A 24,340-nucleotide genomic window follows, 5' to 3' on the forward strand; every position below is an offset into this window, starting at 1 on the left:
GCCCGTCAGCCCGGCCGTGCGCGTCGGTCCGGCGGTGCCCGTCAGCCCGGCGGTGTCCGGCACCCGGCGATGCCGGACACCGCCAGGGCCTGCGGCGTGGCGGCCGGACCTCCCCTCCGGAGGGCCCGGCAGCCACGCGTTCAGGTGGCTCGGTGAGCTCGGGTCAGCTGACGTTGACGCCGCTCCAGGCGGCCGCGACCGCCTTGTACTCGGTGGAGGTGGCGCCGTACAGGTCGGTCGCCGCCTTGAGGGTCGCCGTGCGGGCGGCCTTGTAGTTGGTGGTGGAGGTCATGTAGACGGTCAGCGCCCGGTACCAGATCTTGGCGGCCTTGTCCCGGCCGATGCCGGTGAGGGTGGAGCCGTTGGAGGTAGGGCTGTTGTAGCTGACGCCGTTGATCACCTTCGCGCCGCTGCCCTCGGCCAGCAGGTAGAAGAAGTGGTTGGCGACGCCCGAGGAGTAGTGGACGTCCTTGTTGCCGACGCCGGCGGACCAGGAGTCCGCCGAGCCGCCGTCCTTGGAGGGCTTGTCCATGTAGCGCAGCGGGGTGCCGTCGCCGTTGATGTTGATCAGCTCGCCGATCAGGTAGTCCGGCTTGTCGGTGGCCAGGTTGGCGTAGAACTCGACCATGGTGCCGAAGATGTCGCTGGTGGCCTCGTTCAGGCCGCCGGACTCGCCCGAGTAGTTGAGGCCGGCCGTGTTGGCCGTCACGCCGTGGGTCATCTCGTGGCCCGAGACGTCCAGTTCGGTCAGCGGGTGGCTGTTGCCGTCACCGTCGCCGTAGGTCATGCAGAAGCAGGAGTCGTCCCAGAACGCGTTGACGTAGTTCTTGCCGTAGTGGACCCGGCTGTACGCGCCGACGCCGTCGCCCCGGATGCCGAGCCGGCCGAAGGTGTTCTTGTAGAAGTCCCAGGTGGCGGCGGCGCCGTACTGGGCGTCCACGGCGGCGGACTGGGTGTTGGAGGCGGCGCCGGTGCCCCAGGCGTTGTCGGGGTCGGTGTAGAGCGTGCCCTTGCCCGAGGTCTTGTTGGCCAGGTTGGTGGTGTACATCCCGCCCCGGGTGGCGTCCTTGAGCTGGAAGGTCGAGCCCGAGGTGGTGGTGGTCAGCGGCACGCTGCCGACGAACACGCCCTTGCCGGTGCCGTTCGCGTTGGCGGTCTGCACCTGCTCGTGGCTGGACAGCACCTCGCCGGTGGCGGCGTCGGTGACCAGCAGCTGGCTGCTCGGGGTGCCGTCGGCGCGCAGGCCCTTGACGGTGGTCCGGTAGGCCAGGCGCGGGGTGCCGGAGGTGGCCCAGACCACCAGCTCGGCGGGGCCGGCCTCGCCGGCCGAGACGAGCGCGGGCTCGTCGGCGTCCTTGGCGATCCCGAGGGTGGAGCGCACAGCGGTGGTGGCCTCGGCGGCGGCCTGGTCGGCCGACAGCTTCGGGGTGGCGGTGGCCGGGGCGACGGAGCCCTGCACGGCGCGGTCGGTGGCCTGCACGGCGCCCTTGGCGTCGAGGTGCACCACCACGTCGCCGCCGATCACCGGCAGGCCGCCGAGGGTGCGCTCGTAGCGCAGGTGGCGGGTGCCGTCGGTGTCGACGATCGCGTCCTTGGCGATCAGCTTCTCCTGGCCGCCGAGCCCGAGGGCGCGGGCCGCGGTCGGCGCCTGGGCGTCGGCCAGCGCGATCAGCTCGACGCGCTGCTTGCCGGCAGCCGGGGCCTCGCCGAGCGGGGACGGGGCGGCCTGCGCGATCCCGGCACTGACCTGGATGGCACTGGCGAGGATGGCCGAGGCAGAGAGAACGGCTCCGACTGTCAGCTTTCGCTTCACGTACGGATTCCTTCCGGATCAACCGCGTGCGCGGTCGCGCCGCGTTCCGGGGACACCGGAGCTGGTGCCTGCTGGGGCGGAACGGACGCTGACGTGCTTGCTCCGTGCGGTCACGAGCCGGCTGCCGGGGTGGGGGTGGCGGCCGCCTCACGGGGCTGGCCAGAAGCATGACAATCAAGCTGATCAAATGACAGGTCTACAGCAAGAGTTGGCCATGTCTCGCCAGCTCAGTGCGGGGTCGTGATGCCGCGACGGCGGCGGGATGAATCCGGTAAATCGCCCAAATGACTTGGCGGGCCGGGGGTTTCCGTTCGAACAGGGGTCGAACCCCGGCTGAATTCCGACAACTCGGTTGATTCAACTGAATATTGCCGGAATATACACAGCATTGACCGGCCTGTTGCGAACCCGATTCCGCTGGCGTGATCCCGCCAGCAGGCGGCCTTGTCCAGCATCGTGGACACCTGCTACCCGCCCGCGGGCCCGCCGGTACGGTGGAGTGGTGGCCAAGCCCCTCGCACTCGACTTCGACCCGATCGCCCGCGCCGACGAGCTCTGGAAGCGCCGGTGGGGAAGCGTCCCCGCCATGCCGGCGATCACCTCGGTGATGCGCGCCCACCAGATCCTGCTCTCCCGGGTGGACGCGGTGGTCAAGCCCTACGGGCTGACCTTCGCCCGCTACGAGGCACTGGTGCTGCTCACCTTCAGCCGGACCGGCGAGCTGTCGCTCTCCAAGATCGGCGAACGGCTGATGGTCCACCCGACCAGCGTCACCAACACCGTCGACCGGCTGGAGCGGGCCGGCCTGGTCGCCCGCCGCCCCAACCCGCTGGACGGCCGCGGCGTGCTCGCCTCGATCACCACCCGCGGCCGGGAGGTGGTGGAGGAGGCCACCCGCGAGCTGATGGCCGTCGACTTCGGGCTGGACGGCTACGACGAGGAGCAGTGCCGGCAGGTCTTCGACCTGCTGCGCCCGCTGCGGGTCACCGCCGGCGACTTCAGCGACAGCGCGGGCGAGTAGTCCGGCGGCGGCGCCCGGGCGGGCGGCGGCGACCGGCCCGGGGTGCGGCGGGAGCGACCCGTTCGGCCGGTTACCCTCGATGCCATGAAGCAGAGTGTGCTGACCCGCTACCGGGCGCTGGCGTACGTGACCGGTGTCCTCCTGATCCTGCTCACCCTCGGGGTGATCGCCAAGTACGCGCTGGACGTCTCCGGCGCCGCCGGCTTCACCACCGCCGTCGGCATCGCGCACGGCTGGCTGTACGTGGTCTACCTGGTGCTCGCCTTCGACCTGGGCACCAAGGCCAAGTGGCCGATCGGCAAGCTCGCCTGGGTGCTGCTGGCCGGCACCATCCCCACCGCCGTGTTCTTCGTCGAGCGCAAGGTCTCCCGCGAGGTGGCCCCGCTGATCCAGGACGCGCAGCCGGTCAGCGCCTGACCCGCACCCCGCTCGGCTTCTGCCAGGCGCCCCCTCCCGGCCGGGAGGGGGCGCCTTCTCGTTCCCGCCCGCCTTCCAGTGCCCCGCCCGCCCGGCCCGCGCTGCGTACGCCCCCCGGTGCGCCCTCCCGTGCGCCCGGAACCTCCCCGTGCGCCCCGGCCTTCCTCGGCCCGGCCTGGGTGCCCCCGGCGAGCCATCGACAGATACTAGGACGTCCGAGTAAATTGGTAGGACGTCCTAGCAGCTGTGCCGTCCCGACCGGACGGCCGCACGGAGTGGAGTTCGGAGTCGATGGACGCCGACGAGATCGAGGCCGGCCGCCAGCGCTGGCAGCAGCGGTACGACAAGGCCCGCAAGCGCGACGCGGACTTCACCACCCTGAGCGGCGACGAGGTCGAGCCGGTCTACGGCCCGCCCGCCGGCCTGCCGTACGAGGGCTTCGAGCGGATCGGCTGGCCCGGTGAGTACCCGTACACCCGCGGGCTGCACCCGACCGGCTACCGCGGCCGGACCTGGACCATCCGCCAGTTCGCGGGCTTCGGCAACGCCGAGCAGACCAACGAGCGCTACCGGATGATCCTGCAGGCCGGCGGCGGCGGCCTCTCGGTCGCCTTCGACATGCCCACCCTGATGGGCTACGACTCCGACGACGGCCGCTCGCTCGGCGAGGTCGGCCACTGCGGCGTGGCCATCGACTCGGCCGCCGACATGGACATCCTGTTCCGCGGCATCCCGCTGGGCGAGGTCACCACCTCGATGACCATCAGCGGGCCGGCGGTGCCGGTGTTCTGCATGTACCTGGTCGCGGCCGAGCGCCAGGGCGCCGATCCGGCGGTGCTCAACGGCACCCTGCAGACCGACATCTTCAAGGAGTACATCGCCCAGAAGGAGTGGCTGTTCGCCCCCGAGCCGCACCTGCGGCTGATCGGCGACCTGATGGAGTACTGCCAGGCCAACATCCCGGCGTACAAGCCGCTCTCGGTCTCCGGCTACCACATCCGGGAGGCCGGTGCGACGGCCGCGCAGGAGCTGGCGTACACCCTGGCGGACGGCTTCGGCTACGTCGAGCTCGGGCTCTCCCGCGGCATGGACGTGGACGACTTCGCGTCCGGGCTGTCCTTCTTCTTCGACGCCCACCTGGACTTCTTCGAGGAGATCGCCAAGTTCCGGGCGGCCCGGCGGATCTGGGCCCGCTGGATGCGCGACCACTTCGGCGCCAAGACCGACAAGGCGCAGTGGCTGCGCTTCCACACCCAGACGGCCGGGGTGTCGCTGACCGCGCAGCAGCCGTACAACAACGTGGTGCGCACCGCCGTCGAGGCGCTGTCCGCGGTGCTCGGCGGCACCAACTCGCTGCACACCAACGCGCTGGACGAGACCCTGGCGCTCCCCTCGGAGCAGGCCGCCGAGATCGCCCTGCGCACCCAGCAGGTGCTGATGGAGGAGACCGGCGTCACCAACGTCGCCGACCCGCTGGGCGGTTCCTGGTACGTGGAGGCGCTCACCGACCGGATCGAGGCGCAGGCCGAGGAGATCTTCCAGCGGATCCTCGACAAGGGCCGGGCCGACCACCCGATCGGGCCGATCACCTCCGGCATCCTGCGCGGCATCGAGGAGGGCTGGTTCACCGGGGAGATCGCCGAGGCGGCCTTCCAGTACCAGCGCTCGCTGGAGAAGGGCGAGAAGCGGGTGGTCGGCGTCAACTGCCACCCGGGCAGCGTCACCAAGGAGTTGGAGATCCTGCGGGTCAGCCACGAGGTCGAGCGCGAGCAGGTCCGGGTGCTCGGCGCCCGCAAGGCCGCCCGCGACGAGGCCGCGGTGCGCGACGGGCTGGCCGAGATGCTCGCCGCCGCCCGCTCCGGGGCGAACATGATCCCGCCGATGCTCCGGGCGGTGCGGGCCGAGGCCACCCTGGGCGAGATCTGCCACGCGCTGCGCGACGAGTGGGGCGTCTACCGGGAGAACGCCTCGTTCTGACCCGCCTGCGCGGGTGGGGGCGCCGGGTCCACCCGGCGCCCCTTCCGGGCTGCCCGCGCGGAGCAGGGCCGCCCCGCAGCGCCCCGCGTTCAGTCGCCCCGCGCGGCGTCGCCGGGCGCCGCGCCCGGCCCGCCGAGCGCGGCCGACAGCCCCGGCAGCGGGCTCAGCAGCAGCGTGGTGAAGCGGTGGATCCAGTCCGCGGTGATCGGTTCGCCGCTGACCAGCATCCGGTGCTCCACGGTGCCGGCGATGGTGTCGAAGATGATGTCGATCTCCTCGCAGGCGGCGTCCTCGTCCCGGTCCGGGCCGAGCTCGCCGCGGGCCTGCGCGTTGGTGCGGCCGAGGCGCACCAGCTGCTTCTGCGGGTCGACGATGCGCTCGCGGATCCGCCGGCGCAGCAGCGGGTCACGGCTGCCCTCGGCGAACAGGGCGAGCAGCGCGGCCTGGGTCTCCGGCCGGGCCAGCAGGTCGGCGAACTGCGCCACCACCGCCTCGATGTCCGCCTGCAGGCTGCCCAGGTCGGCCATCTCTAGGTCGTCGAACAGGCTGGCCACGGCGTCCACCACCAGCTCGTTCTTGGACGGCCAGCGCCGGTAGAGGGTGGTCTTGGCGACGCCCGCCCTGGTGGCGACGTGTCCCATGGTCAGCCCGCCCCAGCCGATCTCGGCGAGGGCGGCCCTGGTGGCGTCCAGGATGGCGCGGTCGGCACTGGCGCTGCGTGGACGGCCCTTGCCGCGGCCGGGCACGCCGAACGGCGGCTGGTCCGTGGCCTGGTCCGCTGCTGCGGGCTGCCGGGTGGTGGGGGCCACCGAGCCTCCTTGCGGTCTTCCGATACGACGTTCGGTGCTGTTCTACCGATAAGTAACTTGTCGGGCAGTGCCACCGTAGCGACCGTCCTGCCCGGCCCGCAGCGGGGTGGGTCGGGAAAGTGGGGCAGCTCACGTCCGGGAAGGCCGTCGGGGGCTTGCGGGACCCGCCCGGGGTGCAGATACGCTACGACTCGTAGCGAAAGAGCGACAACCGGAGCGCCTCGACCCAAGGGATCGGGCGGGCGCGGGTGCGGGTGGGGATCCGCACCGGGGTGCAGGGCTACCAGGGGGCAGGAACAGCAGGGGAATCGGACGTCCGCCGGCCGGCGGACGTGCGGGCGCGGCGGCTCGGCGGGGTGTTTCCGAGCGGTTGGCGCCCGCCATCCGTGTCGACGGGGGAGGATGGTGCCATGCAGTCACGGAATTCGCGTCTCAACAACTCCGCCCTGCGCGGCGCGGTCGACCTCGCCGCCGTCAAGGCCGCCGGTGAAGCTGCCCAGAAGGCCGAGCAGGCCCGGGCCGAGCGGGCCAGGCAGGCCGAGGCCGGTGGCGCCCCGGCCGCCGCACCGGCGTACCCCTTGGTCCTCGACGTCACCGAGGAGACCTTCGAGGCGGAGGTCGTCCAGCGGTCGGCCGAGGTGCCCGTCGTGGTCGACTTCTGGGCCGAGTGGTGCGGCCCGTGCAAGCAGCTGAGCCCCATCCTGGAGCGGCTGGCCGAGGAGTACGCCGGCCGGATCGTGCTCGCCAAGATCGACGTGGACGCCAACCAGCTGATCGCCCAGCAGTTCGGCATCCAGGGCATCCCCGCCGTGATGGCGGTGGTGGCCGGCCAGCTCGTCCCGCTCTTCCAGGGCGCCGAGAACGAGGCCAACGTCCGCAAGATCATCGACCAGCTGATCGCGGTGGCCGAGCAGCGGTTCGGCATCACCGGCGTGCCGGTCGACCCGGCGGCCGAGGGCGACGAGCGTGCCGCGACGGCCCCGCGGGTGGCCGCCGACCCGGCGCTGGAGGCCGCGCACGACGCGCTGGACCGGGGCGACCTCGGCGGCGCCGTCCAGGCGTACCAGAACGTGCTGGCCGACCGGCCCGGCCACATCGAGGCCAAGCTGGGCCTGGCCCAGGCGCAGCTGTTGCGCCGGGTGGAGAGCCTGGACCCGCAGGCGGTCCGCGCGGAGGCGGCGGCCGACCCGAAGGACGTCCAGGCGCAGCTGCGCGCGGCCGACCTGGACCTGGTGGGCGGTCATGTCGAGGACGCCTTCGGCCGGCTGGTGGCCACCGTGGCGAAGACCTTCGGCGAGGACCGGGACACCGTGCGGGTGCGGCTGCTGGAGCTGTTCGAGGTGATCGGCGCGGACGACCCGCGGGTGATCGCCTCGCGGGCCGCGCTGGCCCGGGTGCTGTTCTGACGGCTGCTCCGATGGCACGGCGGATGACCTGCGGTGTCGTGGTTGATTTGGCGACAATCCCACCGAAACCCTAGAGCTTTATCAAATCTTGACAATACCCCTCCCCGGTCACCACAGGTGATCGGGGAGGGGTGTTTCGTTCCTGTTTCCGGTGCATTGCAGCAGCACGAAATCTCCAGAATGTCACTCTCCGTAGCGGAGGCCCGGATTCCATGATCAGCTTCATCTGCTGTTGGATTACCCGTCAGTAACGGACCTCTTGTGCTTCGCCCGGGATTCAAGCACGATCGGCGACGCCCGGTCCCTCGGTCGAGGGATCCCCACCGGGCAGCCGCCGGCCCCCCAGGGGTCGGTGTCTGGAGGACAGGGGGGTAGTCGCAGATCCCACGCCGCGGCTCCTGGCCTCATGTCGGTCGCGCACCCCGTGCGGCCGTCGGTTGTCGCTCGGGGGTGATCGCCGTGACCGTCGTCCCTACGCCGGTCGGGCGCTCTCCGTTACCGAGGACGTAGCTCTCTGCCATCCCGGGCCGGGCCTGTGCGGGTCGCACCGGAACCCGGCCGGAGATGTACGTCCTAGAAGGAGGACTGCATGTCCCAGACTTTCGGCAAGACGCGCTGGCGTCGTTTCGCCGTCGTGATGGTCCCCAGCATCGCCGCGACCGCCGCCATCGGTGTCAGCCTGGCCAACAGCGCCCTGGCCGCCTCGTTCAGCGTCTCCGGTCAGTCGTTCAAGGTCAGCACCAGCAAGCTGCACGGCACCAACTTCGCGCAGTTCGGCTCGGTCGACGTGGAGGCCAACGGCACCTTCCACCCGGTCGCGGTCTCGGCCTTCGACACCGCCACCATCAACAACCTGTGCCAGTCCGTGGTGACCGACCTGTCGGCGCTGGGCCTGGGCAAGGTCACCCTCCAGCTGAACGCGGGCGGCGACCCGAACAAGCCGGTCGAGGCCCAGAACCTGCTGATCGACCTCGACCAGCTGGACGCCGACGCGGAGTTCCGCGGCATCAACATCGGCCAGGACGCCTCCACGCTGAACTCGGACGCGCTCAAGGGTTGGAAGACCCACGAGAAGCTGCACTCGCAGGGCCTGCCCACCGGCAAGCAGGGCTTCGCCCAGGCCGCCCCCGAGGCGACCCTGTCCAACGTGCAGCAGCGTGCCTGGGCCACCTCGGCCGGCACCTTCAAGCTCAACGGCCTGAAGCTGTCGCTGAAGAACGGCGACGGCCCGGGCAACGAGTGCTACTGACGCTCCGCTGAGGCCGCGCCGCACGGCGCGGCCCCGCCGTGAGCTTCGCGCAGCCGGGGGCGGTGCCTAGGCACCCCTCCCGGCTGCACATTCCAGTTTTCCCCCTCGTTTGCACCATCGAGGAGTCGTATCGTGTCCAGCGCAACTGCCCACCCGCGGTCCGAGGCCGGCAGCGGCTTCGGCCGGATCCGGCCGGGATTCCGTACCTGGCGTCGAACCCGGCCGTTCTGGGGCGGCCTGCTGGCCATGATCGCCGGCGTTCCGATCCTGTACTTCCCCTACGCGCACCTGACGCTCGGCGGCCTGACGCTGGCGATGTCCACCACGGCCGGAGCCGGCGCGCTGATCATCGGTCTGCTGATGATCGCCCTCGGGCTGACCGCCTGGTTCCAGCCGATCGTCCGGATCTTCTGCGGTGTCGCCACCACGATCCTCTCGCTCATCTCGATCCCGGTCGCCAACCTGGGCGGCTTCCTGCTCGGCGCGGTGACCGGTCTGGTCGCCGGCGGTCTGCTCTGCTCCTGGGCCCCGCTGAGGACGCTGCCGGCCGAGGAGGCCGGAGCCGGGGCCGAGGACGCCACGCCCGAGGCCCGGGCGGAGGAACCGCACCTGCCGCAGCAGGCACAGCCGATCGAGTACGGCGCCGCCGCCCCGCAGCCCGCCCACCCGGAGGAGCAGCGATGACCGAGCACGACGGGCCCACCGCGGCGGGCCCGCGCCACGCCGCACCCCGGGCCGGGGTCCGCAGCCGCCTGCGCGGCCGGGCACTGGCGATCGCCGCGGTGCCGACCGCCCTGCTGGTCGGAGCGGCCTACGCACCGACACTGGCGATGGCCGACTCCAAGACGGCCTGTGCGAGCGCCCCGGACACGGTGATCGAGGAGACGCCGGTCCCGCAGAGCGAGATCAAGGTCGCCCCGGAGTCCGGCGGCACCGGCTCGGCCTCGTCCGGGAGCGGTGCGGCCACGCAGGCCGGGCCGAGCACCGCGCCCGGTACGGCCAGCGCGAAGCCCCAGGACGCCCCCGCGCAGACGGGCTCGGCCCAGGCCGGCCCGGCCGCGTTCACCACGAGCACCGGGCAGGCGGTGCGGACCTCCGGCGTCCAGCAGGCCGGTCTGATCGACGACATCGTGGACGGCATATTCCACCCGGGCGGCGGCAAGAGCGCCACGCCGTCCCCCGTCCCGACCGCGCCCGGATCGTCGGCGTCCACCCCGGCCTCGCCGCCCGCGTCGGCCCCCGCCGCGGCCGCGCCCGCGGCCCCGGCCGCCGCCGCGCCCGCCGCTCCGTCGGCCACCGCGAAGGCCTCCGGCTCCACGGCCGCCAAGGCACCGGCGAGCAAGCCGAAGACCTCGGCGGCGCCGACCGTGCCGCCCTCCGCCGCCGCCTCGGCCAACCCCAACTGCGCGGTGGACACCAGCGGCCTGTCCGCCCGGGCGGCCACCGCCGGCCACGTGGTGCCGGAGCAGAACTGGACCCTGAAGTCCTCCCGGCTGGCCCTGCACGGCTCGGTCTTCAACGGCGTCTACGACGTGAAGACCCCGACCGGCAGCAAGCGGGTGCTGAAGTTCACCACCGCCAGCGTCGACATCGGCAATCTCGACATGTCGACCATCCAGATCCCCGGTCTGACCTTCCACGTGAAGAGCGCGCCGAACTCCACCTCGACCATGCGCAACGGGCCGATCACGATGTACGTGGAGCGGCTCTCCGGTCACCTGTCGGAGATCTACGGCCTGCCGATCCCGATCGACCTGGGGGAGATCACCCTCACCCCCGACACCCTGCCGAAGTGGCTCTGGGACCTGCTCAGCGGCATCCCGATCCCGCTGGACCTCACCCTCGACAACGCCACCGCCGTGCAGGCCGGCCAGTTCGGCGGCACGCTGAAGATCCCCGGCATGAAGCTCTACAACGACGAGACGCCGTACGAGAACTGACGCTCCGTCGACCGCACGCCGTCCCCGGCCCGACCGCCCCGCGCGGCCGGGCCGGCGCCGTTCCCGGGCGGGATCACGACGGCGTGCCGGTCGCCGCGGTCGCCGGCGCAACGACCGCGGGGCGGCCCTCCCGGTCGTGGGAGGGCCGCCCCGCGGGCGCGCGCTGGTCGCCGGACGTCAGTTCTTGACGCGGGTGCCCAGGTGGTGGACCTGCACCATGTTGGTGGTGCCGGGGATGCCGGGGGGCGAGCCGGCGGTGACGATCACGGTGTCACCCTCGGCCAGCCGGTCCAGGCGCAGCAGCTCGCGGTCGACCTGCTCGACCATCTCGTCCGTGGTCTCGACCTGCTCCGTGACGTACGCCTCGACGCCCCAGCTGAGCGACAGCTGGTTGCGGGTGGCGGCGTCCGGGGTGAAGGCGATCACCGGGATCGGCGAGCGGTAGCGGGACAGCCGGCGGGCGGTGTCGCCGGACTTGGTGAAGGCGATCAGCGCCTTGCCGTTCAGGAAGTCGCCCAGCTCGCAGGCGGCGCGGGCGACCGAGCCGGACTGGGTGCGCGGCTTGCGGCCCGGGTTGAGCGGCTGCAGGCCCTGGGAGACCAGCTGCTGCTCGGCGGTCTCGGCGATCCGGCTCATGGTCTTGACCGTCTCGACCGGGAACTTGCCGACGCTCGACTCGGCGGACAGCATGACCGCGTCCGCGCCGTCCAGGATGGCGTTGGCGACGTCCGAGACCTCGGCGCGGGTCGGGCGCGAGGCGTGGATCATCGACTCCATCATCTGGGTGGCGACGATGACCGGCTTGGCGTTGCGGCGGCAGAGCGTGATGAGCTCCTTCTGCACCAGCGGCACCCGCTCCAGCGGGTACTCCACCGCGAGGTCGCCACGGGCCACCATGACGGCGTCGAAGGCGAGGACGATCTCCTCCATCGCCTCGACGGCCTGCGGCTTCTCGATCTTGGCGATGACCGGGACGCGGATGCCGACCTCGTCCATCACCTTGTGCACGTCGTCGACGTCGCCGGCGTTGCGGACGAAGGAGAGCGCGACCATGTCCACGCCCAGGCGCAGGGCGAACCGGAGGTCGTCCTTGTCCTTCTCGGAGAGCGCCGGCACGTTCACGGCCGCGCCGGGCAGGTTGATGCCCTTGTTGTTCGAGAGCACGCCGCCCTCGACCACCACGGTCTTCACCCGCGGGCCGTCGACGCTGACGACCTCCAGGGCGATGACGCCATCGTTGATCAGGATCGGGTCGCCGGGCTTCACGTCGCCGGGCAGGCCCTTGTAGGTGGTGCCGCAGATGTGCTGGTCCCCGGGCACATCCTCGGTGGTGATGGTGAAGGTGTCGCCGTTGTCGACGGTGACCGGGCCGTTGGCGAAGGTCGCCAGGCGGATCTTCGGGCCCTGGAGGTCGGCCAGCACACCGATGGTGCGGCCGGTGTCCTCGGACACCTGGCGGACCTTGCGGTACCGCTCCTCGTGCTCGGGGTGGGTGCCGTGGCTCATGTTCAGTCGGGCGACGTTCATCCCCGCCTCGACGATGGCCTTCAGCTGTTCGTAGGAGTCCGTGGCAGGACCCAGGGTGCAGACAATTTTCGCTCGGCGCATATCGGTCAGTCTATCCGTTCGTGTTATCGGTGCATTCCGCTCGAAACCTGAGGGATCGCCAACGAACCATCCCGAGGGTTGGGATACTGACTGGTAGTCAGGTCACTCCACAGCAGTGTGCACCAGGGCGAAGGCCTGCTGCGCGATCTCCAGCTCCTCGTCGGTCGGCACGACGGCGACGGCCACCCGTGCGTACTCCGGCGAGATGATCCGGGCCCGCGAGGAACGCACCGAGTTCAGCTCGGCGTCCACCGCGATCCCCAGCGTGTCCAGCCCCGCGCAGGCCGCCTCCCGCACCGGGGCGGAGTTCTCGCCGACCCCCGCCGTGAAGGCCACCGCGTCCACCCGCCCGAGCACCGCGCAGTAGGCGCCGAGGTACTTGCGCAGCCGGTGCACGTACGCGTCGAAGGCCAGCCGGGCCGGCGCGTCCCCCTCCTGGGAGCGCCGGACCACCTCGCGCATGTCGTTGTCCCCGCACAGCCCGAGCAGGCCGCTGCGCCGGTTCAGCAGCGCGTCGATCTCGTCGATGCCGAGCCCGCCGACCCGGTGCAGGTGGAACACCACCCCCGCGTCGACGTCGCCCGATCGGGTGCCCATCACCAGCCCCTCCAGGGGGGTGAGGCCCATCGAGGTCTCCACGCAGACCCCGCCGGCCACCGCCGAGGCGGAGGCGCCGTTGCCCAGGTGCAGCACGATCACGTTGACCTCGGCCGGGTCCTTGCCGAGCAGCTGCGCGGTGGCCCGCGAGACGTACCGGTGCGAGGTGCCGTGGAAGCCGTAGCGGCGCACCCGGTGCTCGTCCGCCACCTCCCGGTCGATCGCGTACCGGGCCGCGTACTCCGGCAGCGTCGCGTGGAAGGCGGTGTCGAAGACCGCCACCTGCGGCAGGTCCGGGCGCAGGCCGCGGGCCACCTCGATGCCGGTGATGTTGGCAGGGTTGTGCAGCGGGGCGACCGGGATCAGCCGGCGGATCTCGGCCAGCACCTCGTCGGTCACCACGGTCGGCTCGGTGAACCGGCGTCCGCCGTGCACCACCCGGTGGCCGATCGCGGCCAGCTCGGGGGAGTCCAGGCCGAGCCCGTCGGCGGACAGCTCCGCGGCGACCGCGGTCAGCGCCGCGCCGTGGTCGGGGAAGAACCGCAGCTGCTCGCGCCCGGCCCCGCTGCGCGGGGTGTGCGCCAGCCGGCCGGCCGGCTCGCCGATCCGCTCCACCAGACCGGCCGCCGCCCGGCTGCCGTCCAGCATGTCGATCAGCTGGTACTTGAGCGAGGACGAGCCCGCGTTCAGGACGAGGATCCGGGTGCCGGTGGTCACTGCGCAGCTCCTTCGGTGGCGGTCCTGGCCTGGATGGCGGTGATGGCCACGGTGTTCACGATGTCCTCCACCAGCGCGCCCCGGGACAGGTCGTTGACCGGCTTGCGCAGCCCCTGGAGCACCGGGCCGACCGCGACCGCACCGGCCGAGCGCTGCACCGCCTTGTAGGTGTTGTTGCCGGTGTTCAGGTCCGGGAAGATCAGCACGGTGGCCCGGCCGGCCACCGGCGAACCGGGCAGCTTGGTCCGCGCCACGTGCGGGTCGACCGCCGCGTCGTACTGGATCGGGCCCTCCACCGGCAGCTCCGGCCGCAGCGCCCGGACCAGCTCGGTCGCCTGGCGGACCTTGTCCACGTCCACCCCCGAGCCCGAGGTGCCGGTCGAGTACGAGAGCATCGCCACCCGCGGCTCCACCCCGAACTGGGCCGCGGTCTCGGCGGCCTGCACGGCGATGTCGGCCAGCTGCCGGGCGTCCGGGTCCGGGTTGACCGCGCAGTCGCCGTACACCAGCACCCGGTCGGCCAGGCACATGAAGAACACCGAGGAGACGATCGCGGCGCCCGGCGCGGTCTTGATCACCTCGAAGGCCGGCCGGATGGTCGCCGCGGTCGAGTGCACCGCGCCGGAGACCATGCCGTCGGCGATCCCCTCCTGCACCATCAGGGTGCCGAAGTAGGAGACGTCGGTGACCACGTCCAGCGCCAGCTCCACGGTCATGCCCTTGTGCGCGCGCAGCTGCGCGTACAGCTCGGCGAACCGCCGGCGCAGCGGGCTGGTGGCCGGGTCGACGACCCGCACCCGGGCGCGGTCGGCGCTCTCGTCCGGCGCCGGCAGCGCGATGCCGAGGGCGGCGGCCCGGCGGTGCACCGCGTCCGGCTCGCCGAGCAGGGTGAGGTCGCAGATGTTGCGGCGCAGCAGCACCTCGGCCGCCCGCAGCACCCGGTCCTCGGTGCCTTCCGGCAGCACGATGTGCCGGCGGGCGGCCCGGGCCCGCTCCAGCAGCGCGTGCTCGAACATCATCGGGGTCACCCGCTCGGACCGGCTCAGCTCGATCCGCTCGGTCAACTCGGCGGTGTCCACGTGGAGTTCGAACAGGCCGAGGGCGATCTCGGACTTCCGCGGGCTGTCCGGGCCGATCCGGCCCTCCAGGTGGGTCAGCGCCGCCGCGGTGAGCCAGCTGCCCTCCGGGACGACCGCGACCGGGGTGCCGGGCGCGAGCCGGGCGGCCAGCGCCATCACGTCCGGCCCGGGGTGCTGGCCGAGGGTGAGCAGCACGCCGGCGATCGGCGGTGCGCCGGCGGCGTGCGCGGCCAGCGAGCCGATCAGCAGGTCGGCGCGGTCCCCGGGGGTGACCACCAGGGCGCCCTCGGTCAGCGCGGTCAGGAAGGTCGGCAGCATCGCGCCGCCGAAGACGAACGAGCGCACGTCCCGGGCGAGGCCGGCTGCGTCCCCGAGCAGCACCTCCGCGCCGGTCGCCTCGACCAGCTGCGCCACGGTCGGCGCGGCCAGCGCCAGCTCCTCCGGGATCACGTACGCCGGGACCGGCAGCTTCTGCGCCAGGGTCTGTCGGACCTCGTCCTTGGCGGCCGGCACCACCCGGTTGGCGATCATCGCCAGGGTGGAGCAGCCGAGGTCGGCGTAGGCCCGGTGGGCGTTGCGGACCTCGGCGATCACGGTCCTCGGGTCCTCGCCCTGCCCGCCGACCACCGGGAGCACCCAGGCGCCGAACTCGTTCGCCAGCCGCGCGTTGAACGCCAGCTCGTCCGGGATGTTGGTGCCCGCGAAGTCGGTGCCGAGCACCAGCACCGCCTGGCAGTGCCGCTCCAGCGCGCGGAACCGGTCGACCAGCGCCGAGACCAGCTCGTCCTGCCCCTGCGCCGCCTGCAGGACGGCGGCCTCCTCGTAGGTCATCCCGTACAGCTCCGCCGCCGGGAGGTCCAGCCGGTACCTGGCCCGCAGCAGCTCGACCACGTGGTCCGAGGCGCTCTCCCCGGGCGCCGGCGCGTGCACCAGCGGCCGGAACACCCCGACCCGGTCCACCTGGCGGGTGAGCAGTTCCATGACCCCCAGCTCGACGGCCTGCCGGCCGTCCCCCCGGTCGATCCCGGTCACGTACACGCTGCGCGCCACCCGGCTGTCTCCGTCCCGTCGCCCTGGGCCATCCGTCACGTCGACCATACATTTCGCGGCCCGTACGGGCGGTCGCGGCCGGGTGGCGCCGAAGCGGACGGACGGTGGCCGGCACGGCCGCGCCGGGCCCGCACGGTGGCGGGCCCGGCGCGGCGGGCGGTCGGGCCGGGTGGTCAGGCCGGGCGGAGCCAGACGGTGGCGAGCGGGGGGACGATCAGTTCGGCGCTGCGCGGCTGGTCGTTCCAGGCGAGGGCCTCGGCCTTGATCGGGTGGGAGTTGGCCACGCCGCTGCCGCCGAACCGCGCGGCGTCCGTGTTGAGGACCTCCTCCCAGAGCTGCTCGCGCCCCTCCAGCCGGGGCAGCCCGATCCGGTGGTCGCGGCGGACCACCGGTGCGAAGTTGCAGACCGCGACCAGCGGGGAGCCGTCGGCGGCGTACCGGACGAAGGAGAGCAGGTTGTCCTCGGCGGCCCCGCCGTCCAGCCAGCGGAAGCCGTCGGGGGTGTTGTCCTGCTCCCACAGCGCGGGGCTGTCCCGGTAGACCCGGTTGAGCTCGCCGACCAGCTGCTGGACACCGCGGTGCTCGGCGGCGGCCGGCCAGGAGTCGGCGAGCACCCACCACTGCGGGCCGTGCTCGTGGTCCCACTCCGCGCCCTGGGCGAACTCCTGTCCCATGAAGAGGAGTTGCTTGCCCGGGTGGGCCCACATGAAGCCGAGGTAGGCCCGGTGGTTGGCCCGCTGCTGCCACCAGTCGCCGGGCATCTTGGCGACCAACGACTGCTTGCCGTGCACCACCTCGTCGTGCGAGATCGGCAGGATGTAGTTCTCGGAGTAGGCGTACACCATCGAGAAGGTGATCTCGTTGTGGTGGTACTTGCGGTGCACCGGCTCCTTGGACATGTAGACCAGCGAGTCGTGCATCCAGCCCATGTTCCACTTCAGCCCGAAGCCCAGGCCGCCGCTGTCGGTGGGGCGGGTGACGCCGTCCCAGGCGGTGGACTCCTCGGCGATGGTGACCACGCCGGGGCAGCGCCGGTAGACCGTCGCGTTCATCTCCTGAAGGAAGGCGGCCGCGTCCAGGTTCTCCCGGCCGCCGTACTGGTTGGGCGTCCAGCCGCCGCCCTCGCGGGAGTAGTCCAGGTAGAGCATCGAGGCGACGGCGTCCACCCGCAGGCCGTCGATGTGGAACTCCTCGCACCAGTAGACCGCGTTGGCCACCAGGAAGTTGCGCACCTCGGTGCGGCCGTAGTCGAACTCCAGCGTGCCCCAGTCCGGGTGCTCGGCGCGCAGCGGGTCGGCGGGCTCGTAGAGCGGCTCGCCGTCGAACCGGGCGAGCGCGAAGTCGTCCTTGGGGAAGTGCGCCGGCACCCAGTCGACGATCACGCCGATGCCGTGCCGGTGCAGCGTGTCGATCAGGTACTTGAAGTCGTCCGGGCCGCCGAGCCGGGCGGTCGGCGCGTAGAAGCCGGACACCTGGTAGCCCCAGGAGCCGCCGAACGGGTGCTCCATCACCGGCATGAACTCGACGTGGGTGAAGCCGAGTCGCTCCAGGTAGCCGGGCAGCTCGGCGGCGATCTCGCGGTAGCTGGTGAGGTCCGGCCGCCAGGAGGCGAGGTGCAGCTCGTACACCGACATCGGCGCCCGGTGGTGCACCGCCGCGGCCCGCCGGGCCAGCCATTCGGCGTCGCCCCACGCGTAGGTCGAGGTGTGCACCACCGAGGCGGTGTCCGGCGGGCACTGCGCGGCCCGGGCCAGCGGGTCGGCCTTCTCCAGCACCCAGCCCTGCTTGGTGCGGATCTGGTACTTGTACGTGGCGCCCTCGGCGAGGCCCGGCACGAACAGCTCCCAGATGCCCGAGGAGCCGAGCGAGCGCATCGGGTGGCCGGTGCCGTCCCAGTGGTTGAAGTCGCCGATCAGCCGCACCCCGACCGCGTTCGGCGCCCAGACCGCGAACGCGGTGCCGTGCACGCCCTCGACCTCGCGCACGTGCGAGCCCAGCGCCCGCCAGAGCTGCTCGTGCCGGCCCTCGGCGATCAGGTGCAGGTCCAGCTCGCCCAGGGTGGGGGCGATCCGGTAGCCGTCCTCCTGCGGCAGCAGCCCGGTGCCCGGGTAGGAGACCAGGAGCCGGTACGTCGGGAACTCCTCGCCCGCCAGCAGCCCGGTGAACAGGCCGGAGCGCTGGTGGGTCAGCTCGGCCGGGCCGTGCTCGGTCTCCACCACCACCCGCTCGGCGAACGGCCGCAGCACCCGGATCGCGGTGCCGCCCTGGGTGGGGTGCGCGCCGAGCAGGGCGTGCGGGTCGTGGTGGCCGCCGGACACCAGCCGGTCGACCTCGGCCGGCGGCAACGGTGCCTCCGGCAGCCGGAGCACCGCGTCCGGGCGGGCCTGCGCCGCCGGCTGCGGGGCCGGCCCGGCGGGGCGCCGGGCCGGCGGCCGGGGCGCCGACGGCGGCGCCTGGCGGCCGGTCGGCGCCGGTCCGTTCTGGGCCGCGGGCCGGCCGTCGGACGGCTCGGTCCGCCGGGCCGCCCCGGCCGCCCGCGACCGGCCCGCCCGGGCTGGGGTGCCCCGCTCGGGCAGGAAGGTGGCGGGCACGGCGGGGTTGGTGCGGTCGGGCTTCGGACCGAGCGGTGTCACGACGGGATCCTCCTGCGGCGGTGGTTGTGCGGGGGTCAGACGGTGAGCGCCAGACGGTTGATGGCGGCCAGCGGGATGGGGAGCCAGCTGGGCCGGTGGCGGGCCTCGTACACCACCTCGTAGACCGCCTTGTCGATCTCCAGGGCGCGCATCAGCTCCGGTGCGGCCGCGGGGTCGGTGCCGCCGCCCGCCGTGTACCCGGCGCAGTACGCGGCCCGGTTGCGGGCCGCCCAGGCCGCGGCCAGGTGGGCCAGCTCCGGGTCGGTGGTGGGGGCGCCGGCCAACAGGTGGGCGGCCGCGTAGTCGAAGGAGCGGAGCATCGCGGCCACGTCCCGCAGCGCGGGCTGCGGCAGCCTGCGCTCGGCCAGCGGCTTGGCGGGCTCGCCCTCGAAGTCCAGCAGCACCCAGCCGTGCGGGGTCCGCATGGCCTGCCCGAGGTGCAGGTCGCCGTGGATCCGCTGGACCAGCAGGCCGTCCAGGTGGTCGGCGGTGAGCTGGTGGAACGCGGCCCGCAGCGCCGAGCGGTAGCGCAGCAGCCCGGGGACGGCCGCCACCGCGCTGTCCAGCCGGTCGGCCATCGCGCCGGCCAGCCGGGAGATCCGCTCCCGGTCGAGCCGGTCGGTCGGCATCGACCTGGCCAGCACCCGGTGCACCTCGGCGGTGGCCCGGCCGAGCCGGTGCGCCTCGATGGCGAAGTTGCCGGGGGAGGGGTCGCCCTTGAGCCGGGCGACCTGGTCCAGGGCGAGCTCCCAGCCGTCCTCGGCGTCGGAGAGGTAGCGCTGGAGCAGGCCGAGAGTGGCCGGTTCCGATCGCTCCAGCCGGCTCTCGAACCACGCGGCCACCCGCGGGATGCGGGTGGAGCCGGCCCGCGAGAGGGCGAGCGAGAGTTCGAGGTCCGGGTTGGTGCCGGGGCTGATCCGGCGGAACAGCTTGAGGATGAAGGCGGTGCCGTAGATCACCGAGCTGTTGGACTGCTCGGCGGTGGACGCCCGGCCGGGCAGGTTGCCGGGCAGCCCGGGGCCGGGCGTGCGGCGGAAGGACAGCGGGCCGAACCGGTCGCCGGTGGCCAGGTGCTCCAGCAGTCGCCCCGTCAGTTCCGGGTCGTGCACCGCGTCGTAGAGCATCGCCCCGTCGTACGTGGTGCCCTCCAGCCGGCCCAGCACGGCGCCCGGCGGGATCCCGCCCGGCTCGTGCGAGCGGATCCCGAGCAGCAGCTGGTAGATGTCGCCCTGGGCGGCCGGCCCGGTGCCCTGCTCGACCCGCAGCAGCAGGTGCAGCAGCGCCGGGTCGCCGACCTGGAGCGGGGTGCCGATCACCGGCGTGAGCCCGGTGATCGCCCGCCCCTTCCCGGCGTACCAGCGCTGGGTGGGGAGCCAGTCGGCGATCAGCGGCAGCGCGGCGTGGACCAGCTCGCTGACCCCCGCAGCAGTTCTCCGGGCCCCGGATCCGCGCGTACCGACGGGACCGGGGGTGCCGTCGGGCGTGTCGCGGTGCACTTGGGCTTGAGAACGGGAGGTTTCGGACATGACTCCCTTTCCCCGGAAGCGGGCGGGCTGCCCGACGGGTCCTGGCCGGGTCCGTCAGTCTTCCGGATTTCGGCGGCGCGGCGGCGACGGCACGCGAGCGGGGCTCGGGTGTCACGCCATAGTGTGGGTGGCCGTTGGGCTGTTCTCCGTACGCGGTGGTGCAGAGGACTCCGGGGGCGCGGGGTGCTGCTCTCGCGCCCCCGGAGGGTAGGTGCTGTGGGGCCTGATGGATCGTTACTTCGAGAGCGGTGCTACTTCGCGCCGGGCTTGCGGAGCTGGAACCAGTAGAAACCGTGGCCGGCCAGGGTGAGCAGGTACGGCCACTCGCCGATGGACGGGAAACGCACGCCACCGATCAGCTCGACCGGGTAGCGCCCCCCGTAGCGCCGCAGGTCCAGCTCGGTCGGCTGCGCGAACCGCGAGAAGTTGTTCACGCACATGACCAGGTCGCCCTCGTACTCGCGCACGAAGGCCAGCACCGCGGGGTTGCTGGAGGGCAGCTCGGTGTAGCTGCCGAGGCCGAACGCCGGGTTGAGCTTGCGGATCTCGATCATGCGACGCGTCCAGTGCAGCAGCGAACTCGAACTGCTTTGCTGCGCCTCGACGTTGGTCACCTGATAGCCGTACACCGGGTCCATGATGGGCGGCAGACTGAGCCTGCCCGGGTCGGCGGAGGAGAAACCCGCGTTGCGGTCCGGCGTCCACTGCATCGGGGTCCGCACGCCGTCCCGGTCGCCGAGCCAGATGTTGTCGCCCATGCCGATCTCGTCGCCGTAGTAGAGCACCGGCGAACCGGGCAGCGAGAGCAGCAGCGCGGTGAACAGTTCGATCTGGTTGCGGTCGTTCTCCAGCAGCGGTGCCAACCGCCGGCGGATGCCCACGTTGGCCCGCATCCGCGGGTCCTTCGCGTACTCCGCGTACATGTAGTCGCGCTCCTCGTCGGTGACCATCTCCAGGGTCAGCTCGTCGTGGTTGCGCAGGAAGATGCCCCACTGGCAGCCGGAGGGGATGTCCGGGGTCTTGGCGAGGATCTCCGAGACCGGGTAGCGGGACTCCCGGCGGACCGCCATGAAGATCCGCGGCATCACCGGGAAGTGGAACGCCATGTGGCACTCGTCGCCGCCGGAGGCGAAGTCGCCGAAGTAGTCGACCACGTCCTCCGGCCACTGGTTGGCCTCGGCCAGCAGCACGGTGTCCGGGTAGTCCGCGTCGATCTCCTTGCGCAGCCGGCGCAGGAACTCGTGGGTCTCCGGGAGGTTCTCGCAGTTGGTGCCCTCGCGCGCGTAGAGGTAGGGCACCGCGTCCAGCCGGAAGCCGTCGATCCCGAGGTCCAGCCAGAACCGCAGGGCCGCGATCACCTCCTCCTCGACCCGCGGGTTGTCGTAGTTCAGGTCCGGCTGGTGGGAGAAGAACCGGTGCCAGAAGTACTGCTTGCGGACCGGGTCGTAGGTCCAGTTGGAGGTCTCGGTGTCGACGAAGATGATCCGGGCGTCCGGGTACTGCTTGTCGTCGTCGGCCCACATGTAGAAGTCGCCGTACGGGCCGTCCGGGTCGTTGCGCGAGGCCTGGAACCACGGGTGCTGGTCGCTGGTGTGGTTGACCACGAAGTCGATGATCACCCGCATCCCGCGCAGGTGCGCGGCGTCCACGAACTCGACGAAGTCGGCCAGGTCGCCGAACTCCGGCAGCACCGACTTGTAGTCGGCCACGTCGTAGCCGCCGTCGCGCAGCGGGGAGGCGAAGAACGGCGGCAGCCAGAGGCAGTCCACCCCCAGCCACTGGAGGTAGTCGAGCTTCTCGGTCAGCCCCTTGAGGTCGCCGACCCCGTCGCCGTTGCTGTCCTGGAAGGACCGCACCAGGACTTCGTAGAAGACCGCGCGTTTGAACCAGTCCGGGTCCCGGTCCTTGCTCGGTGTCTCGGCGAAGGTGTCGGGGACGGGCTCGTTGACTGTCACTGAGGATGCCTCCGAACGGTGAGGAGGTGGGCCGGCCCGGCGGACGGGTCGAGCCGGACGTAGTTGTGCCGGGCCCAGGTGTACGTGGCACCGGTGAGCTCGTCGTGCACGGTGATCGGGTGGTCGCCGTCGAGCGTGACGGTCGCCTCCTGGGCATGCCTCGGGTCCAGGTTGACCACCACGATCACGTGGTCCTCGATGCCGTCCTCGGTGGTCGCGGACTTGGAGTAGGCGATGACCTGGTCGTTGTCGGTCGGGTGGAAGCGCAGGTCGCGCAGCTGCTGGAGGGCCGGGTGCCGGCGGCGCAGCCGGTTCAGCGCGGTCAGCAGCGGGGCCAGCGAGTCCTGCCGCGTCCAGTCCCGGGGGCGCAGCTCGTACTTCTCCGAGTCCAGGTACTCCTCCGAGCCGGGGTGGGCCGGCTCGCTCTCGTAGTGCTCGAAGCCGGCGTACACGCCGTAGCTCGGGGCCAGCGTGGCGGCCAGCACCGCGCGGACCGCGAAGGCCGCCGGGCCGCCGTGCTGGAGGTAGCCGGGCAGGATGTCCGGGGTGTTGGCGAAGAAGTTCGGCCGCATGTACGCGGCGGCCTCGCCGCTCAGCTCGGTCAGGTACTCGGTGAGCTCCTGCTTGGTGTTGCGCCAGGTGAAGTAGGTGTAGGACTGGTGGAAGCCGACCTTGCCCAGGGTGTGCATCATCGCCGGACGGGTGAACGCCTCGGCCAGGAACACCACGTCGGGGTCGGTCCTGGCGATGTCGGCGAGCACCTTCTCCCAGAAGCTGACCGGCTTGGTGTGCGGGTTGTCCACCCGGAAGATCCGCACCCCGTGGGCCATCCAGAACCTCAGGACGCGCACGGTCTCCTTGACGATGCCGTCGAAGTCCTGGTCGAAGTTGACCGGATAGATGTCCTGGTACTTCTTGGGCGGGTTCTCGGCGTAGGCGATGGTGCCGTCGGCCCGGTGCGAGAACCACTCCGGGTGCTTGTTCACCCAGGGGTGGTCGGGCGAGCACTGGAGGGCGAAGTCGAGCGCGATCTCCAGGCCCAGCGCGCCGGCCTCGGCGACGAAGTGGTCGAAGTCCTCGATGGTGCCGAGGTCCGGGTGGATCGCGTCGTGGCCGCCCTCGGGCGAGCCGATCGCCCAGGGCGATCCGACGTCGTGCCGGCCGGCGGTCAGGGTGTTGTTCGGGCCCTTGCGGAAGGCTCGGCCGATCGGGTGGATCGGCGGCAGGTAGACCACGTCGAAGCCCATCGCGGCCACCGCCGGCAGCCGCTCGGCGGCGCTCCGCAGCGTGCCGGAGACCGGCGCCGCGTCCCCGGTCGGGTCGACCTCGGCGCCCTCGGAGCGCGGGAAGAACTCGTACCAGCCGCCGTACAGCGCGCGCTGACGGTCCACCTGGAGCGGCAGCGGCCGGGAGGCGCTGACCAGCTCGCGCAGCGGGTAGCGGGCCAGCAGCGCGGACACCTCCGGGGCCAGCGCGGCGGCGTAGCGGCTGAGGGTGGGCAGCCCCTGGTCGCGCAGCGCGTCCACGGCGGCCAGCACGTGCGCCCGGCCGTCCTTCTTGGGCACGCCGGCGGCGGCGCGCTCCAGCAGCTGCGCGCCCTCCTCCAGGACGAGCGCGGTGTCGATCCCGGCCGGCAGCTTCACCGCGGCGTGCCGGCGCCAGGTCGCCACCGGGTCGCTCCACGCCTCCACCAGGTACGACCAGCGGCCCTCCGCGGTCGGCGTGACGTGCGCGCCCCAGCGGTCGGTGCCCTCGGCCAGCTCCCGCATCGGGGTCCACGGGCCGCTGCGGCCGCGGGGGTCGCGCAGCACCACGTTGGCGTTGACCGCGTCGTGGCCCTCCCGGAACACGGTGGCGCTGACCAGGAAGCGCTCCCCGACCACCGCCTTGGCCGGGCGGCGGCCGGCGTCCACTAGCGGGGAGACGTCCAGGACGGGGATGCGGCCGATCACGGTGTCGCTCTCTGTCGTCTTGCGGGCCGCGGCCCGGCGGGGGGTGGAACCCGCCGGTGCGGCCTTCGCGGTGCCGGTCTTCTTCGGGGTGGTGGTCTTCTTCGTGGTGGCCTTCGCGGTGCTCGCCCCGGCCGGGGCGGTGCGGGCGGTGACCGGCCGGACGGGGGCCGACGCCGCGGCCGCCGTGCGGCGCGTCGCCCGGCGGGCCGGGGTGTCGGCGGCGGGCGCCGCGCCCGGGTCGCCGCCGCGCGGGGCGGGCAAGGGTGGCTCCGTGGTTGACGGTGTGTCGGGTGCGCCCGACGGCGAGATGGACTGGTCCCGCGTGTCGCCGTGCATGCCAAACTCCTGCCCGAGATCGGCGGCGGCTCCCGCGGGCCGGTGGCCGGGGAGTGCCGGGGGAACTGCTGGCTGAGGAAGGACGTGCGACCGGAAGCCTGCCCGCACCGACGCGCCCGGCAACCTGCCCACCGGCCCGCGACCGCGGCCCGCGCCCGAGCGGCCGCGCGCGTCCCGGCGCGCGCCACTCGGGATACGCCCCGAGGTGACCCAACCCAACCGGAAACGAGCGGAGCAGGGGCGAGGACACGCGCT

At 72.4% G+C, this 24,340-nt stretch carries 16 protein-coding genes; 7 read left to right on the plus strand and 9 right to left on the minus strand.

The window, feature by feature from the left end; all coding sequences use genetic code 11:
• Positions 1 to 163 precede the first annotated feature (163 nt).
• The gene (locus tag ABT014_RS09150) at positions 164 to 1,813 is read right to left on the minus strand and encodes a M4 family metallopeptidase (RefSeq protein ID WP_350638022.1); all 1,650 of its coding nucleotides are present in this window, start codon (positions 1,811 to 1,813) and stop codon (positions 164 to 166) included.
• A gap of 502 nt (positions 1,814 to 2,315) precedes the next feature.
• Between ABT014_RS09150 and ABT014_RS09155 the strand changes: the two genes are divergently transcribed.
• The 3 genes from ABT014_RS09155 to icmA all read left to right on the plus strand — a co-directional run bounded on the left by ABT014_RS09155 (position 2,316) and on the right by icmA (position 5,228).
• Positions 2,316 to 2,834 (plus strand): MarR family winged helix-turn-helix transcriptional regulator, encoded by a 519-nt coding sequence (locus ABT014_RS09155; RefSeq protein WP_350638023.1) that lies wholly within the window; start codon positions 2,316 to 2,318, stop codon positions 2,832 to 2,834.
• 84 nt (positions 2,835 to 2,918) lie between these two features.
• Complete coding sequence (locus tag ABT014_RS09160; protein ID WP_350638024.1) at positions 2,919 to 3,251, plus strand: DUF3817 domain-containing protein; 333 nt, start codon at positions 2,919 to 2,921, stop codon at positions 3,249 to 3,251.
• Between the two features lie 291 nt (positions 3,252 to 3,542).
• Complete coding sequence (icmA, locus tag ABT014_RS09165) at positions 3,543 to 5,228, plus strand: coenzyme B12-dependent isobutyryl-CoA mutase large subunit (protein WP_350638025.1); 1,686 nt, start codon at positions 3,543 to 3,545, stop codon at positions 5,226 to 5,228.
• An 89-nt stretch (positions 5,229 to 5,317) separates the two neighbouring features.
• Here icmA and ABT014_RS09170 read toward each other — a convergent pair whose 3' ends face one another.
• Entirely contained in the window at positions 5,318 to 5,974 is a 657-nt protein-coding gene (locus ABT014_RS09170) for a TetR/AcrR family transcriptional regulator (RefSeq protein ID WP_350638106.1), read from the minus strand.
• Positions 5,975 to 6,447: 473 nt separating this feature from the next.
• Between ABT014_RS09170 and trxA the strand changes: the two genes are divergently transcribed.
• The 4 genes from trxA (at position 6,448) to ABT014_RS09190 (ending at position 10,632) form a co-directional block, all read left to right on the plus strand.
• On the plus strand, positions 6,448 to 7,443 hold the full coding sequence (gene trxA, locus ABT014_RS09175) for a thioredoxin (protein ID WP_350638026.1): 996 nt from the start codon (positions 6,448 to 6,450) through the stop codon (positions 7,441 to 7,443).
• Positions 7,444 to 8,032: 589 nt separating this feature from the next.
• Complete coding sequence (locus tag ABT014_RS09180; protein ID WP_350638027.1) at positions 8,033 to 8,692, plus strand: DUF6230 family protein; 660 nt, start codon at positions 8,033 to 8,035, stop codon at positions 8,690 to 8,692.
• A 132-nt stretch (positions 8,693 to 8,824) separates the two neighbouring features.
• A complete protein-coding gene (locus ABT014_RS09185) occupies positions 8,825 to 9,376 on the plus strand; it encodes a DUF6114 domain-containing protein (protein WP_350638028.1) in 552 nt (183 codons plus the stop codon).
• Entirely contained in the window at positions 9,373 to 10,632 is a 1,260-nt protein-coding gene (locus ABT014_RS09190) for a hypothetical protein (protein ID WP_350638029.1), read from the plus strand. Before ABT014_RS09185 ends, ABT014_RS09190 begins: the two co-directional genes overlap by 4 nt.
• Before the next feature lie 177 nt (positions 10,633 to 10,809).
• Here ABT014_RS09190 and pyk read toward each other — a convergent pair whose 3' ends face one another.
• The 7 genes from pyk to ABT014_RS09225 all read right to left on the minus strand — a co-directional run bounded on the left by pyk (position 10,810) and on the right by ABT014_RS09225 (position 23,749).
• Positions 10,810 to 12,240, minus strand: a complete 1,431-nt coding sequence (gene pyk / locus ABT014_RS09195) for a pyruvate kinase (protein WP_350638030.1) — start codon at positions 12,238 to 12,240, stop codon at positions 10,810 to 10,812.
• Positions 12,241 to 12,342: 102 nt separating this feature from the next.
• Complete coding sequence (locus ABT014_RS09200; protein WP_350638031.1) at positions 12,343 to 13,554, minus strand: acetate kinase; 1,212 nt, start codon at positions 13,552 to 13,554, stop codon at positions 12,343 to 12,345.
• Complete coding sequence (pta, locus tag ABT014_RS09205) at positions 13,551 to 15,683, minus strand: phosphate acetyltransferase (RefSeq protein ID WP_350638032.1); 2,133 nt, start codon at positions 15,681 to 15,683, stop codon at positions 13,551 to 13,553. Before pta ends, ABT014_RS09200 begins: the two co-directional genes overlap by 4 nt.
• Positions 15,684 to 15,856: 173 nt before the next feature.
• Complete coding sequence (gene glgB / locus ABT014_RS09210) at positions 15,857 to 18,316, minus strand: 1,4-alpha-glucan branching protein GlgB (RefSeq protein ID WP_350638033.1); 2,460 nt, start codon at positions 18,314 to 18,316, stop codon at positions 15,857 to 15,859.
• Positions 18,317 to 18,351: 35 nt separating this feature from the next.
• On the minus strand, positions 18,352 to 19,842 hold the full coding sequence (locus ABT014_RS09215) for a maltokinase N-terminal cap-like domain-containing protein (RefSeq protein WP_350638034.1): 1,491 nt from the start codon (positions 19,840 to 19,842) through the stop codon (positions 18,352 to 18,354).
• A gap of 251 nt (positions 19,843 to 20,093) precedes the next feature.
• Positions 20,094 to 21,797, minus strand: a complete 1,704-nt coding sequence (treS, locus tag ABT014_RS09220; RefSeq protein ID WP_350638035.1) for a maltose alpha-D-glucosyltransferase — start codon at positions 21,795 to 21,797, stop codon at positions 20,094 to 20,096.
• A complete protein-coding gene (locus ABT014_RS09225; protein ID WP_350638107.1) occupies positions 21,794 to 23,749 on the minus strand; it encodes an alpha-1,4-glucan--maltose-1-phosphate maltosyltransferase in 1,956 nt (651 codons plus the stop codon). The genes treS and ABT014_RS09225 overlap by 4 nt, the downstream gene beginning before the upstream one ends.
• Positions 23,750 to 24,340: the final 591 nt, after the last annotated feature.

It is taken from the genome of Kitasatospora sp. NPDC094015, assembly GCF_040304075.1.
GTDB lineage: Bacteria > Actinomycetota > Actinomycetes > Streptomycetales > Streptomycetaceae > Kitasatospora.